The 14581-nt window shown below is 69.1% G+C and carries 11 protein-coding genes; 8 read left to right on the plus strand and 3 right to left on the minus strand.

Annotation, left to right across the window (positions count from 1 at the left end):
• The first annotated feature begins 72 nt into the window (after window positions 1-72).
• From ACH4EW_RS11660 to ACH4EW_RS11670, 3 genes are all read left to right on the plus strand, one after another.
• Window positions 73-2310, plus strand: a complete 2238-nt coding sequence (locus ACH4EW_RS11660) for an MMPL family transporter (RefSeq protein WP_398254655.1) — start codon at window positions 73-75, stop codon at window positions 2308-2310.
• Window positions 2310-2864, plus strand: a complete 555-nt coding sequence (locus tag ACH4EW_RS11665) for a GNAT family N-acetyltransferase (protein ID WP_398254658.1) — start codon at window positions 2310-2312, stop codon at window positions 2862-2864. The genes ACH4EW_RS11660 and ACH4EW_RS11665 overlap by 1 nt, the downstream gene beginning before the upstream one ends.
• A gap of 70 nt (window positions 2865-2934) precedes the next feature.
• A complete protein-coding gene (locus ACH4EW_RS11670) occupies window positions 2935-3654 on the plus strand; it encodes a hypothetical protein (protein WP_398254660.1) in 720 nt (239 codons plus the stop codon).
• Window positions 3655-3922: 268 nt separating this feature from the next.
• On the opposite strand, the gene ACH4EW_RS11675 is transcribed toward ACH4EW_RS11670, so the two are convergent.
• The 3 genes from ACH4EW_RS11675 to ACH4EW_RS11685 form a co-directional block, all read right to left on the minus strand.
• A complete protein-coding gene (locus ACH4EW_RS11675) occupies window positions 3923-4213 on the minus strand; it encodes a DUF6191 domain-containing protein (RefSeq protein ID WP_398254662.1) in 291 nt (96 codons plus the stop codon).
• A gap of 22 nt (window positions 4214-4235) precedes the next feature.
• Complete coding sequence (locus ACH4EW_RS11680; protein WP_398254822.1) at window positions 4236-5408, minus strand: PQQ-dependent sugar dehydrogenase; 1173 nt, start codon at window positions 5406-5408, stop codon at window positions 4236-4238.
• Window positions 5409-5600: 192 nt separating this feature from the next.
• Window positions 5601-6557 (minus strand): aldo/keto reductase, encoded by a 957-nt coding sequence (locus tag ACH4EW_RS11685; protein WP_398254825.1) that lies wholly within the window; start codon window positions 6555-6557, stop codon window positions 5601-5603.
• Between the two features lie 169 nt (window positions 6558-6726).
• On the opposite strand from ACH4EW_RS11685, the gene ACH4EW_RS11690 reads away from it, so the two are divergent.
• From ACH4EW_RS11690 to ilvC, 5 genes are all read left to right on the plus strand, one after another.
• A complete protein-coding gene (locus ACH4EW_RS11690) occupies window positions 6727-7677 on the plus strand; it encodes a 2-hydroxyacid dehydrogenase (protein WP_398254665.1) in 951 nt (316 codons plus the stop codon).
• Between the two features lie 292 nt (window positions 7678-7969).
• Complete coding sequence (locus tag ACH4EW_RS11695) at window positions 7970-10813, plus strand: putative bifunctional diguanylate cyclase/phosphodiesterase (protein WP_398254667.1); 2844 nt, start codon at window positions 7970-7972, stop codon at window positions 10811-10813.
• 217 nt (window positions 10814-11030) lie between these two features.
• The gene (locus ACH4EW_RS11700) at window positions 11031-12887 is read left to right on the plus strand and encodes an acetolactate synthase large subunit (RefSeq protein WP_398254670.1); all 1857 of its coding nucleotides are present in this window, start codon (window positions 11031-11033) and stop codon (window positions 12885-12887) included.
• Window positions 12888-12909: 22 nt separating this feature from the next.
• Window positions 12910-13437 carry an acetolactate synthase small subunit gene (ilvN, locus tag ACH4EW_RS11705; protein ID WP_351206880.1) on the plus strand — a complete coding sequence of 176 codons (528 nt, stop codon included), beginning with the start codon at window positions 12910-12912 and terminating at the stop codon, window positions 13435-13437.
• A 94-nt stretch (window positions 13438-13531) separates the two neighbouring features.
• On the plus strand, window positions 13532-14533 hold the full coding sequence (gene ilvC / locus ACH4EW_RS11710; RefSeq protein ID WP_398254672.1) for a ketol-acid reductoisomerase: 1002 nt from the start codon (window positions 13532-13534) through the stop codon (window positions 14531-14533).
• Window positions 14534-14581: the final 48 nt, after the last annotated feature.

Genomic DNA, 14581 nt, shown 5'->3' on the forward strand with positions numbered 1-14581 from the left:
GTCATGTGTTCTTTGCGGGTCATTCATGTTTTGAACCGGTAAAGAACCGCGAACCCTCAGGGAGCACGTCCGTTGGCTGCCATAGCCCGCTGGTGCATCAGGCACCGCCTCGTCGCCGTCCTCATATGGCTCTTCGCCCTTGGCGGCGCAGCCACCGCGGCGGGTTTCGCGGGTTCTGCCTATTCCAACGACTACGAGGTGCCCGGTACGGAGTCCGGCCAGGCCGCCGAGCTCCTCAAGAACGGCTTCACGGACCTCGGCGGTGACACGGACACCATCGTCTGGCACACCGCCGACTCCACCGTGCGGGCCGCCGATGTCCAGCAGACGATGACCCGGACCCTGCACGCGGTCGAGGAACTGCCCGGTGTCAGCGCCGTCACCGGACCGTACGGGGCGTCCGGCGCCGGGCAGATCAGCGAGGACGGACACACCGCCTACGCCACGATCACCTTCGACCACCAGTCCGACGACATCCCGGTGGAGCAGGCCCAGGCGGTCGTCGACACCGCGAAGGCTGCCGCCGGCGACCATCTCCAGGTGGAACTGGGCGGCTCGGCCATCGCCCTCACCGAAGCGCCGTCCGTCCGCTTCAGCGAGGCCATCGGGGTCGTCGTCGCAGCGGTCGTCCTGTTCCTCGCCTTCGGCTCGCTGGCCGCCAGCATGCTGCCCATCGCCACCGCTCTCGTCTCCGTCGGCACGGCGTACGCGGGCACCGTGCTGCTGGGCCATGTGATGACCGTCGCCAACTTCGCCCCCATGCTGGGCATGCTGATAGGCCTCGGCGTCGGCATCGACTACGCGCTGTTCATCGTCACCCGGCACCGCACAGGACTGCGCAGAGGCATGACGGTCACCGAGGCGGCGCAGAACGCCGTCGCGACGACCGGGCGGGCCGTCGTCTTCGCCGGAGCCACCGTCTGTATAGCGCTGCTCGGCATGCTGCTCCTGCAACTCGGGTTCCTCAATGGCGTCGCGATCGCCGCCTCGCTCACCGTCGTCCTGACCGTGGCCGCGTCCGTGACCCTGCTGCCCGCCCTGCTGTCCTTCATCGGCATGCGGGCGCTGAGCCGGCGCGAGCGCAGAAATCTCGCCGAGTACGGGCCGCAGCCCGAACTGCCCACCGGCTTCGCCGCCCGTTGGTCAGCGTTCGTCGAACGCCACCCCAAGCTGCTCGGGGCACTCGCCGCCGTGGTGATGGTGGTCCTCGCGCTGCCCACGTTCTCCCTGCATCTGGGCACCGCCGACCAGGGCAACAACCCCTCCTCGTCGACCACCCGGCAGGCGTACGACCTGCTGGCCGAAGGATTCGGGCCCGGCGTCAACGGCCCGCTGACGATCGCCGCGCAGCTCGACGGCGCGGACGACCGGCTCGCGATGGACAGCCTTCCCGCCGCCCTGCGGAGCACCGACGGCGTGGCCTCGGTCAGCCCGGTCACGTACAACAACAGTGGCAGTGCGGCCTTCATCACCGTCGTACCGAAGTCGTCACCGCAGTCGCAGGAGACCAGCGCGCTCGTCGACCGGTTGCGTACGGACGTCCTCCCGCAGGCCGAGGCGAACACCTCGCTCCAGGCCCATGTGGGCGGGGTGACGGCCAGCTACGACGACTTCGCCCAGATCATCATCGGCAAACTCCCGCTCTTCATCGGCGTCGTCATAGGGCTCGGCTGTCTGCTTCTGCTGCTGGCCTTCCGGTCGATCGCCATTCCGCTGAAGGCCGCCGTGATGAATGTGGCCGCGGTCGCCGCCTCGTTCGGAGTCGTCGTCGCGATCTTCCAGTGGGGGTGGGGGAGCGAGCTGCTGGGGCTGGGCAGCGCGGGGCCCATCGAACCGTTCCTGCCGGTCATCATGGTGTCCGTGCTCTTCGGGCTCTCCATGGACTACCAGGTGTTCCTGGTCGGGCGGATGCACGAGGAGTGGCTGGAGACCGGTGACAACCGGCGGGCGGTCCGGGTCGGCCTCGCGGATACCAGTCGCGTGATCAACTCCGCGGCCGTGATCATGATTTCGGTCTTCCTCGCGTTCGTTCTCAGCGGGGACCGGGTCATCGCCATGTTCGGCATCGCGCTCGCCGCGGCGGTCGCCCTCGATGCCTTCGTTCTCCGTACGCTGCTGGTCCCCGCCCTGATGCATCTGCTGGGCGGAGCGAACTGGTGGCTGCCGCGCCGACTGGACCGGTGGCTGCCGCGGATCAGCATCGAGCCACCCGAGTGCCGCGCGTCGCATGCGAAGATCCCGCAGGCAGTGCAGTCAGCAGAAGTGGAGCACGCCGTGCAAGCGGCGGAAGCGGTTCGAGAAGGAGCCTGATGTTCGCGATATCCCTGGGCGACGACGGAGCGGAACTGCGTCCGCTGGAGATCTGGCAGGCGGAGGAGTTCCTCGCCCATATGGACCGGGCCCGCGAGATCGTCGACCCCTGGATCCCGTTCGCCTCGTTCGCCACCGACCTGGACTCGGCGCGCGCCCTGCTCCGGCGGTACGCGGAGAAGCAGGCGGCCGACACAGGGCGGCTCTACGGCATCTGGCTGGACGGCACGCTCGTCGGCGGTGTCATGTTCCGGATCTTCGACACGGAGTCCGGGAACTGCGAGGTCGGCTGCTGGCTGGAGCCGGCGGGGGAGGGGCGTGGTCTGGTCACCCGGGCGGCACGGAAGCTGATCGACTGGGCGGTCCACGAGCGCGGCATGCACCGCGTGGAGTGGGACGCGTCCGCAGCGAACACCCGGAGCACCGCCGTGGCCAAGCGGCTCGGCATGACACGCGACGGGGTGCTGCGCGAGAACTACCTGTACCGCGGCGAGCGGCACGACTCGGAGATCTGGTCCGTACTGGCCCGGGAGTGGCGGGCGCGGAAGGCTTGAGGACGGCGGAGGAGGGACGGGCCGGCCGGTCTTAAGAAGGTTCTCATCTGGGCCGCCTAGCGTGCGGGACATGAACCCCGGAACTCCCAAGAACCCCACCGATCCCACCGGCCCCGTCGCTCCTGCTGTTCTCGACGCTGAGGAGACCGGGGCCGAGGAGAACGCGGCCGACGAGAACGCAGGCGACGAGAACGTGGCGGACGAGAACGCGGCCGAGCAGACCGCGGCCGCGGACGCGACGTACAGCCTCGACAAGGGAGCGGCCGAAGCCGAGGGAGATCCCGCGGGGGCCGACGACGCGGGTTCCGCCTCCGGCTCCGATCAGGACCCCGACCTGGATGTCGACTTCACGGACACCGATTTCGAGGACTCCGGCAAGGGGACGTCCGGCCTCGGCTCGGCCGCCGCGGCCGTGGCCGCAGCCGGTCTTGGCGTCGTCGCGCTCAGCGGGTCCTGGGCCGGCAAGATAGCCGCCGAGCGCGAGACCCTGATCGGGCAGATCAAGAGCTCGAGCGGTGGCACCGCGGCCCAGCAGATCTCCGAGATCTACGGCGATGCCTGGCACTCAACGGCGCTGGTCAACGGCCTCTTCGCCCTGCTCGCCCTGCTGGTCGGCCTCTTCGCCCTGGTCCGCCCGGCCTTCGGCGCGCCCTCCCCGCACCCGCAGCCCCTCTGGGTGCGTGCCGTCGCGACCGCCGGTATCGCGCTCGGTGTCCTCGGCCTGGCGATCTCCTTCGGCATGTACTTCGACCTCATCATGCCCCTGCCGACCCTGGGCAGCGCCGGGTGAGTTGAGTAACGACCTGGGGGGCGATAGGGAGTGGATCAGGGAGCGTCGTCGTGCGGCTTCGATTGCAAGGCGGAGGAGAGAGCCGATGCGGCGCATCGATGACCGACGACAACGCGGCAAGCGGAGTCGCAGGGCGGCGCGAGCCCGCTCCCTATCGGCCCCCAGGTCGTAAGGGCTGTCGCCGCGCGCCCACCAGGGATTGCGGGACAGCCCTTACGCACCGCCCTGCGGCGGTCCCATCCCGTGCGCGGTGCCGTGGGCCGGAGTCTCACCCAGGACCGCGGGCGTCCTGGGTATCCGGTCCGGACGCCTCACCGAGGTCGTCCGCTGCCTGGTCCGGATCCGGTATCCCGTCCGTCGCGGCATGATCCGCACCCGGACCGTCGTCCGTACCGGACGCCCTGACGATCACCTTTCCGGAGGCCAGGTCGATCGGCCCGCGTCCCGGGTCGCCGACGCCGAGATCCACCCGGCTCAGCTCCAGCCGTTTCTGCTCCTCGGCGGCATGCTTACGGCCCGGCGCGAAGAGTTCCTCGAAGAAGTTGAACACCGGTCGCACGCCCTTTCACCTGCTGTAGCCGCTATCGCACCTCCAGCACCAGGATCCTGTCGTCTCCCGGCTTCGGGGTGCCACGGGTGTCCGTATTGCTCGTGACCAGCCAGAGCTTGTTGCCGCCTGCGGCGAGCACGGTGCGCAGACGGCCGTACTTGCCCTTCAGGAACGACTGCGGCGCCGCCAGAGGTTCCCTGTCCTCCCGGGCGGACAGCGGAATCCGCCAGAGCCGCTCACCACGCAGGGCCGCCATCCAGACCGACCCCTTGGCGAAGGCGATCCCGCTCGGGGACGCCTCGGAGGGCTTCCACTGTGCCACGGGATCGATGAAGCCCGGCTTTCCTCCCTTGCCCTCGACCTTCGGCCAGCCATAATTCCCGCCCGGCACGATCCGGTTCAGCTCGTCCCAGGTGTCCTGTCCGAATTCGGACGCCCACAGCTGCTTCTGCCCGTCCCAGGCCAGCCCCTCCACATTGCGATGGCCGTACGAATACACCACGGAGTCGGCCTGCGGATTGCCGTGCAGCGGCCGGCCGTCCGGGGTCATCCGCAGAATCTTGCCGGCCAGCGACTTCTTGTCCTGTGCGAGCTCGCTGTCCCCCGTCTCCCCTGTGCCCGCGTAGAGCATGTGGTCCGGACCGAAGGCGATCCGCCCGCCGTTGTGGACCGAGCCCTTCGGGATGCCCCGCAGAATCGTGTCCGGTGCACCCAGCAGCCGGCCGGGCGTCGTGCCGTTCTCGTCGTACTGCATGCGCGCGATGCGGTTGTCGGACGCGGTCGTGAAGTACGCGTACACCAGATGGTCCGAACCGTACGTGGGGGAGAGCGCGATCCCCAGCAGCCCTCCCTCCCCGCCGGGCGCCACCCCGGGCACGGTGCCCAGCAGGGTCTTCTTGCCGCTCTTCCCGTCGATCCGGGTGATCGTTCCCTTGTCGCGCGAGGAGACCAGCAGATCGCCGCCGGGCAGCTCCGCCAGCCCCCAGGGAGAGTCGAGGCCCTCGGTGAGCGTGGAGACCACCTTGACCGAGCCTTTCGCGGGTGGCGGGGCGACCGACGCGGACGGGGAGGCCGACGGGCCCGAGGCAGCGGGGGAGGAAGAGGACGGCGACGGCAGCTGTCCGGCGCCCGTCGTGCTGCCGAAACCGTTCCCCGCCGAACACCCCGCGGTCAGCAGCAGCGCGCCCGCGGCCAGCGCGGCCACTGTCCCGCGGCGCACGCCTCGACGCCGTCCCCGACGACCAGCGGGGCCTTGTAAAGATCCGAACAGAACACCACGCACAGCACCGATCCCTTCGACGGCCATCCGACTTCTGTTCTTACACCGCACCCCCGTCCCCGGTTCTCCACGCACGTCAGATTTCTCGATCGTGGATCACGAACGGGTGGCCGCTGATCAGTACCACGACCCCCGCGCCGCAGGCAGCCAGGCGATCTCCATCAGATCCCGCGGGGTCAGCTTCAGCCCGGCCGCCCCCGCATTCTCCACCGCCCACCGCTCCCGCTTGGTCCCCGGCACCGGCACCACATGCGGCCCCTGCCGCAGCACCCAGGCCAGCGCCACCTGCGCCGCAGTCGCCCCGTGCCGCTCCGCGATCCGCCGCAGCCCGACCACCACCGGCTGGTTCGCCGCCATCATCTCGGCCGTGAACCGTGGATGCCTGGCCCGCAGATCCTCCGGCTCGAAGCCCTGCCCCGGGGTCAGCGTGCCCGTCAGATAGCCGTTCCCCAGCGGCATCGCCGCCAGCAGCCCCACACCCCGCGCGGAGCACCACGGAAGCAACGACTCCAGCGCCTCCGGCGACCAGACCGAGAGTTCCGCCTGCACCGCGCTCACCGGGAAGACCTGCTGCACCCGTTCCAGCTGACGGATCGTTTCGTCGTACCTTCGGGCACCCGGCCGGCGTGAAGCCCGCGCCCCGACCGCACAGAGTCCGAGCGCCCGCACTTTTCCGGCGGTCACCAGCTCCGCCATCGCGCCCCAGGTCTCCTCGACCGGCACCTCGGGATCGGCCCGGTGCAGCTGGTACAGATCGATCACGTCGGTCTGCAGCCGCCGAAGCGAGGCGTCACAGGCCCGCCGCACATAGCCGGGGCGGCCATTGGCGACGATGTGCTGATCGCCCACCAGCAGCCCGCACTTGGTGGAGACGAAGGCATCGGATCTGCGGCCCTTCAGCGCCCGGCCCACCAGCAGCTCATTGGTGAAGGGGCCGTACATGTCGGCTGTGTCGAGCAGTTGGACGCCCGCGTCGAGCGCGGCGTGCACCGCACGCAACGCACGGTCACCGCGCTGCTGCGACGCGCTGTACGCCCAGCTCATCGGCATGCAGCCAAGACCCACCGCACCCACGGCGAGCGCCGCCGCACCAAGACTCCTGCGCTCCAACTCCCCGAACCCTCCCTAAGGTCCCGTGACCACAGGACCTCGGCCCCGCCGTCACGGGACCACACCGCACCCCAAAGTAACCTCTGCCGCCCGCCGCCCCTCGCGCAGCCTCCAGGTCGTTAGCCTCCTGACCATGACTTCGACGAAGACTCCTGACGTGTGGCTGCCGTTTCCCGCCGACGAGATCGAAGGACTCCCCGAGGGTCTCAACTACCACTTCTGGGACGGCGCGCAGGACTACCCGGCCGACCCGGCCGACTGCGTCTTCTACGTCGTGCCGTACATGAAGGGTTCCCGGATCTCGGTCCGTCCGCTCGCAGACATGGCACAGGTCCGCATCGTGCAGACGCTCACTGCGGGCATCGACCATGTCGAGCCGGGCCTCGGTCTGCTGCCGGCCGGGGTGCGGCTGTGCAATGCCAAAGGGGTCCACGAGGCGTCGACCGCGGAGCTCGCCCTCGCCCTGATCCTCGCCTCCCTGCGCGGCTTCCCCGGGTTCGTCCACGGCCAGGACAAGGAGGAATGGCGGGCCGGCTTCTATCCCGCGCTCGCCGACAAGTCCGTGCTGATCGTGGGGTACGGATCGATCGGGGCCGCCATCGAGGACCGGCTCGTGCCCTTCGAGTGCGCGCGGGTGGCGCGCGTCGCGCGCTCTGCACGGACAACGGCACGCGGACCCGTACACACACTCGATGACCTGCCCGCACTCCTGCCCGAAGCCGACGTCGTCGTGCTGTCCACCCCGCTGAACCCGTCCACGCAAGGGCTGGTGGGTGCGGAGTTCCTCGCCGCGATGCCGGACGGAGCGCTGCTCGTGAACGTCGCACGGGGCGGCGTCGTCGACACCAAGTCGCTGCTGCTCGAACTCGGGTCCGGCCGACTGCGCGCCGCCCTCGATGTCACCGACCCGGAACCGCTGCCCGCCGGCCATCCCCTCTGGCATGCTCCGAACGTCCTGATCACTCCTCATGTGGGCGGCAGCACCTCAGCGTTCCTGCCGCGCGCCAAGCGTCTGGTGGCCGGACAGCTGAACCGTTTCGCCGCGGGGGAGCCGATGCAGAACGTCGTACGCACCATCGGTTGACCACGCTACGGTCCCGCTTGACTGCGTACCGTTCTGACAAACCCTCAGTGGTCACGGAGAGTAGATAAACTATGTCCCTGCGTGACTGGTCTGGTGTATCGTCCCGAAAGGGGCGCTGCGCCGAGGAAGGGACTGCGCCGGGGAGGACGCAACACGCGAGGGGGTGACGGGCGATGTACGGCCGATGGGTGAACGATCCGACACCGCAGGACGATCGACGGCGACTGGGCCCTGTTCCGGGTTTCCCGTCGTCCGTCCGCAGAGCGGGCGTCGCGGCGTCGGGTGCACCCCGGTGAGCGCGCCGGCCGGTGCCCTCGGGGCGTTCCTCTCCCGGCGGTCGACCGTCGGCGGTGCGTCCGCACTGGTGTCGCAGCTCCTGGTCGGCCTCGTCTGCGGCGGATACACGGTGGGGGCGGCCCTCGGCTGGGGTTCTTCGGAACTGGCGCTCATCATGGGGGATTTCGGCCTCAGCGCCGCCGCGCTGGTCGCGGCCGTCTCCTGCTACTTCTACGCGCGAAACGGCGGCGACCGGTTCCGGCCCGCCTGGCTGCTGTTCTCGCTCTCCTCGCTCATGGCCGCAGGGGGCAATGCGGTCTGGGGCTGGTACGAGGTCGTGCTCGACCGCTCGGTGCCCAGCCCCACCCTCGCCGACGCCTTCTTCCTCTGCTTCGCACCGCCCGCCATCATCGGGCTGCTCGTCCTTGCCAAACGTCCCGTCACCCGGGCCGGATGGGTCTGTCTCGCACTGGACTCCTGGCTGATCGGCGGATCGCTCCTCACGCTCTCCTGGAGCCTCGCCCTCGCCCACACCGCGCACCTCGCGGACGCCGAGGGCGCGAGCGTGGCCCGCGCGGCGCTCGCGCTGGCCTATCCGCTGCTCGACATCGTGCTGGTCTCCATGGTGCTGGCCCTGCACTTCCGGCGGTCCAACGTCAACCGCTCCGCGGTGAACACCGCCGTTGCCGCACTCGCCCTGACGGTCCTGTCCGACGCCCTGTTCACCTCCCCGCTGCTGCGCCAGGCCTACCACTCCGGCCAGTTGCTGGACGCGGGCTGGTTCGCCGGTTCCGTGCTCCTCGCGTACGCACCCTGGGGCACGAAAAGCGCAACGGACAATGCCTTGCCGCCACGGGGTACGCCGCGCTCCACCAGCAGGCCCATCGCGGGATCGCTGGCCGCGCTGACGCCGTATCTTGCCGCCGCGGTCTGCACCCTCGGCATTCTCAGCAACGTCATCGAGGGCCGTCGGGTGGACCGCGTCGTGGTCTTCACCGGCTGCACGGTGGTGCTCGCCCTGGTCGTCCGGCAGGGCATCATGCTCGTCGACAACATCGCCCTCACCCAGGAGCTGGCGCAGAAGGAGAACCACTTCCGCTCCCTGGTGCAGGGCTCCAGCGATGTCATCATGATCGCTGCCCCCACCGGCGTCCTGCGCTATGTCAGTCCCGCCGCCGTGGGGGTGTACGGACGCGAGGCCGACGACCTGGTCGGCGCCGAGCTCGCCTCGATCATCCATCCCGAGGACCTGGGGCGGGTGGTCCATGAGGTGCGCCGGTTCCTCGCCGCCTGTCCGGGCGAGGAGCCCACCACCCGGATCGAGTGCCGCTTCAGATCCGGTACGGGCGACTGGCTCAATGTCGAATCCACGGTCAACCGCCACCAGGGCGGGCTGATCCTCAACAGCCGCGATGTGACCGAAAGAGTCCGGCTGCAGGCCCAGTTGCAGCACAACGCCGAGCACGACCCGCTCACCGACCTGCCCAACCGCGCCCTGTTCACCGAGCGGGTCCGCCAGGCCCTCGGCGGCCGCCGCTCCGGCGACACCGGCACCGCCGTGCTCTTCCTCGACCTCGACGGCTTCAAGGCGGTCAACGACCGCCTCGGCCACCAGGCGGGCGACGAACTCCTCATCCAGGCCGCCCGCCGCCTCCATGAGTCCGTACGGGTCGGCGACACCGCGGCCCGCCTCGGTGGTGACGAATTCGCGGCCATCATCCTCGGCGACGGCATCCGCGACCAGCCCGCCCGGGAATGCCAGGTCCACGAGATCGCCGACCGGCTGCGCCTCACCCTCTCCCAGCCGTACCGCATCGGCGCCGGTGAGGTCCGGGTCGCCGCGTCCATCGGGGTCGCCTTCGCCGAGCCCGGCATCTCTCCGAGCGACCTCATGCGCAACGCCGATCTCGCCATGTACCGCGCCAAGGCCGGCGGCAAGAACCGCGTCGAGCTGTACGCCCCGCAGATGCAGGCCGAAGTCGTACGCCGCTCCGAGCTGGCGGCCCGGCTGCGTACCGCCCTGCGAGACGGTGAGTTCGCCCTGCTCCACCAGCCCGTGGTGCATCTCGCCAGCGGCGCCGTCGCCGCCGTCGCCGCCCAGGCCCGCTGGCGCTCCGCCCAGGGCATCCTGTTCACCCCTGCCGAATTCCTTCGCGTCGCCGAGGACAGCGACCGCACCGCCGAACTCGGCCGCTGGCTCCTCGAAGAGGCCGTCGAGCAGGCCGCCGACCGGGCCAGGGCCGGTTATCCGGTCTCCGTCACCGTGCGGCTCTCCGCCGGCAGGCTCCTCGACAAGGGGATGCCGTTCGGTTCCGTCGAGTCGCTGCTCACCCGGCACAGCCTGCCCGCCGGCACCCTGGTGATCGAGGTCACCGACAGCGACCCCCGGATCTCCTTCGACGAGCTCGAACAGCGTCTCGTGGCGCTGCGCCGGCTCGGCGTCCGCATCGCGCTCGACGGCTTCGGCAGTGGCTACGCCGCGATCAACGCGCTGCGCCGGCTCCCCATCGACGTACTGAAACTGGACCGCGGTCTCGTCGAGGGTGTCGTGGAATCCGCCCGGCTGCACAAGATCACCAGCGGCCTCCTGCGCATCGCGTGCGATCTCGGCATGCAGTCCGTGGCCGATGGTGTCGATCTGCCGGAGCAGGTCATCGCCCTGCGCGCCATGGGTTGTACGCACGGCCAGGGGATGGCCTTCTCCGGGCCGCTCGACGAATACCGGCTGCGCCGCGCCCTGGCCCGCGGCGAGTTCCCAGTGCCCGGATCCGGCAGTGCCACTGCCCAGCCGGTCCTGACGGGCGGCTCGATCCCGCTCCTCAGTGGCTCACATGTTGAGACGCCCGTCCCACCCGCTTGACACGTTGCATGCGCCGGAGAGAGGGTCAGTGTCATGCGAACCCGAATTCTCGTACTTGGAAAGCGCGTCGGCTGAAGCAGAGTCCCTCACTGACACTCTGCGGACCACACCGGCGCGCTCCCCTCGCTTGCCTCACGGCACGAGGGGTTTTTTGTTGCAATAGCACCAGGCAAACCGCCGCAAAATACCCGCAAAAACCCTCAGCTTCGAGAAGAGAATGCCGATGACCGAGCAGGCCACAGGGGCCCACCATCCCCAGCCGCGGGCCCGTAACGGCGGATCGTCCGCCGCCACCGTTGAGCACGTCACGGGCGCGCAGTCCCTCATCCGGTCTCTCGAGGAGGTGGGGGCCGACACGGTATTCGGCATTCCAGGCGGTGCCATTCTTCCGGCGTACGACCCGATGATGGACTCCACCCGGGTCCGCCATGTGCTGGTCCGTCACGAGCAGGGCGCCGGACACGCCGCCACCGGCTACGCACAGGCCACCGGCAAGGTCGGCGTCTGTATGGCCACCTCGGGCCCCGGCGCCACCAACCTGGTCACGCCGATCGCGGACGCCCACATGGATTCCGTCCCGCTGGTCGCGATCACCGGTCAGGTCGCCTCCAAGGCCATCGGCACGGATGCCTTCCAGGAAGCCGACATCTGTGGCATCACGATGCCGGTCACCAAGCACAACTTCCTGGTCACCAAGGCCGAGGACATCCCGCACACGATCGCCGAGGCCTTCCACATCGCCTCCACCGGCCGTCCGGGCCCCGTCCTCGTCGACATCGCCAAGGACGCCCTGCAGGCGCAGACCACGTTCAGCTGGCCGCCCACCCAGGACCTGCCCGGCTACCGTCCGGTCACCAAGCCGCACGCCAAGCAGATCCGCGAGGCAGCCAAGCTGATCACCCAGGCCAAGCGCCCGGTGCTGTACGTCGGCGGCGGTGTCATCAAGGCGGGGGCCACCGCCGAACTGAAGGTCCTCGCGGAGCTCACCGGAGCGCCCGTCACCACCACACTGATGGCGCTCGGCGCATTCCCCGACAGCCACCCGCTGCACGTCGGAATGCCGGGCATGCACGGTTCGGTCACCGCCGTCACCGCGCTGCAGAAGGCCGACCTGATCGTCGCCCTCGGAGCCCGGTTCGACGACCGCGTCACCGGCAAGCTGGACAGCTTCGCCCCGTACGCCAAGATCGTCCACGCCGACATCGACCCGGCCGAGATCGGCAAGAACCGCGCCGCCGACGTCCCGATCGTGGGCGATGCCCGCGAGGTTCTGGCCGACCTGGTCCAGGCCGTCCAGACCGAGCACACCGAAGGTCACGTCGGTGACTATGACGCGTGGTGGAAGGATCTCAACCGCTGGCGCGAGACGTACCCGCTCGGCTACGACCTGCCCGAGGACGGCAGCCTCTCGCCGCAGCAGGTCATCCAGCGCATCGGCCGGCTCGCCCCCGAGGGCACGATCTTCGCGGCGGGCGTCGGCCAGCACCAGATGTGGGCCTCGCACTTCATCCAGTACGAGCAGCCCGCCACCTGGCTGAACTCCGGTGGCGCCGGAACGATGGGTTACGCGGTCCCGGCCGCGATGGGTGCCAAGGCCGGCATGCCGGACCGTACGGTCTGGGCGATCGACGGCGACGGCTGCTTCCAGATGACCAACCAGGAACTCACCACCTGCGCGCTCAACAACATCCCGATCAAGGTCGCCATCATCAACAACGGCGCGCTCGGGATGGTCCGCCAGTGGCAGACCCTGTTCTACAACCAGCGGTACTCCAACACCGTGCTGCACTCCGGCGCCGACACCGAGGGCGTCCCGGCGAAGGGCACCCGCGTCCCGGACTTCGTCAAGCTGTCCGAGGCCATGGGCTGCTACGCGATCCGCTGCGAGGACCCGGCCGACCTGGACAAGGTCATCGAAGAGGCCAATTCCATCAACGACCGCCCCGTCGTGATCGACTTCATCGTCCACGAGGACGCCATGGTGTGGCCGATGGTCGCCGCCGGCACCTCCAACGACGAGGTCATGGCCGCCCGCGGAGTCCGCCCCGACTTCGGCGACAACGAAGACGACTGAGAGACAGAGAGAGACCGACTCCATGTCCACCAAGCACACGCTCTCCGTCCTGGTCGAGAACAAGCCCGGTGTCCTTGCCCGGATCACCGCCCTGTTCTCCCGCCGCGGCTTCAACATCGACTCGCTCGCGGTCGGTACCACCGAACACCCCGACATCTCGCGCATCACCATCGTCGTCAGTGTCGAGGACCTGCCTCTCGAGCAGGTGACCAAACAGCTCAACAAGCTGGTCAACGTCCTGAAGATCGTCGAACTCGAGCCGTCCGCTGCGATCCAGCGTGAGCTCGTCCTGGTGAAGGTCCGCGCCGACAACGAGACCCGCTCCCAGATCGTCGAGATCGTCCAGCTGTTCCGCGCCAAGACCGTGGACGTCTCCCCGGAGGCCGTCACGATCGAGGCGACCGGCGGCGCCGACAAGCTGGAGGCCATGCTCAAGATGCTGGAGCAGTACGGCATCAAGGAGCTGGTCCAGTCCGGCACCATCGCCATAGGGCGTGGCGCGCGCTCGATCACCGACCGTTCGCTGCGCGCCCTCGACCGATCGGCCTGACGACCTCGCCGCTCGTATGGCGAGACCCGAAAACGTATCTGACGCAACCCGCCGTACGGTGGGACGCAACACCTGCACACCAAGGAGAGACCCAGTGGCCGAGCTGTTCTACGACGACGATGCCGACCTGTCCATCATCCAGGGCCGCAAGGTCGCGGTCATCGGCTACGGCAGCCAGGGCCACGCCCACGCGCTGTCGCTGCGTGACTCGGGTGTCGACGTCCGTGTCGGTCTGCACGAGGGCTCCAAGTCCAAGGCCAAGGCCGAGGAGCAGGGGCTGCGCGTGGTGACCCCGTCCGAGGCCGCCGCCGAGGCCGACGTCATCATGATCCTCGTCCCGGACCCGATCCAGGCCCAGGTCTACGAGGAGTCCATCAAGGACAACCTCAAGAAGGGCGACGCGCTGTTCTTCGGCCACGGCCTGAACATCCGCTTCGGCTTCATCAAGCCGCCGGCCGATGTCGACGTCTGCATGGTCGCCCCGAAGGGCCCGGGCCACCTGGTCCGCCGTCAGTACGAGGAGGGCCGCGGCGTTCCGTGCATCGTGGCCGTCGAGCAGGACGCCTCGGGCAACGGCCTGGCGCTCGCCCTGTCGTACGCGAAGGGCATCGGCGGCACCCGCGCCGGCGTCATCAAGACGACCTTCACCGAGGAGACCGAGACCGACCTGTTCGGTGAGCAGGCCGTCCTCTGCGGTGGCACCGCCGCCCTGGTCAAGGCCGGTTTCGAGACCCTGACCGAGGCCGGTTACCAGCCGGAGATCGCGTACTTCGAGTGCCTGCACGAGCTGAAGCTCATCGTGGACCTCATGTACGAGGGCGGCCTGGAGAAGATGCGTTGGTCCATCTCGGAGACCGCCGAGTGGGGCGACTACGTCACCGGCCCGCGGATCATCACGGACGCCACCAAGGCCGAGATGAAGAAGGTCCTCGCGGAGATCCAGGACGGCACCTTCGCCAAGAACTGGATGGCCGAGTACCACAACGGTCTGCCCAAGTACAACGAGTACAAGAAGGCGGACAGCGACCACCTCCTGGAGACCACCGGCCGTGAGCTGCGCAAGCTCATGAGCTGGGTCAACGACGAGGACGCGTAACACCGGTGCCTCGGGGGCGGGTCTCCTGACCCGCCCCCGAGGCATTCC

Source organism: Streptomyces sp. NPDC018000 (assembly GCF_044328025.1).
In the GTDB taxonomy this organism is placed as follows: Bacteria; Actinomycetota; Actinomycetes; order Streptomycetales; family Streptomycetaceae; genus Streptomyces.

Bases quoted from the DNA above. Each gene is read 5' to 3' on its own strand.
- ilvN (WP_351206880.1), top strand. From the start codon at position 12,910: ATGTCCACCAAGCACACGCTCTCCGTCCTGGTCGAGAACAAGCCCGGT.
- ACH4EW_RS11690 (WP_398254665.1), top strand. From the start codon at position 6,727: ATGACTTCGACGAAGACTCCTGACGTGTGGCTGCCGTTTCCCGCCGAC.
- ACH4EW_RS11665 (WP_398254658.1), top strand. From the start codon at position 2,310: ATGTTCGCGATATCCCTGGGCGACGACGGAGCGGAACTGCGTCCGCTG.
- ACH4EW_RS11700 (WP_398254670.1), top strand. From the start codon at position 11,031: ATGCCGATGACCGAGCAGGCCACAGGGGCCCACCATCCCCAGCCGCGG.
- ACH4EW_RS11670 (WP_398254660.1), top strand. From the start codon at position 2,935: ATGAACCCCGGAACTCCCAAGAACCCCACCGATCCCACCGGCCCCGTC.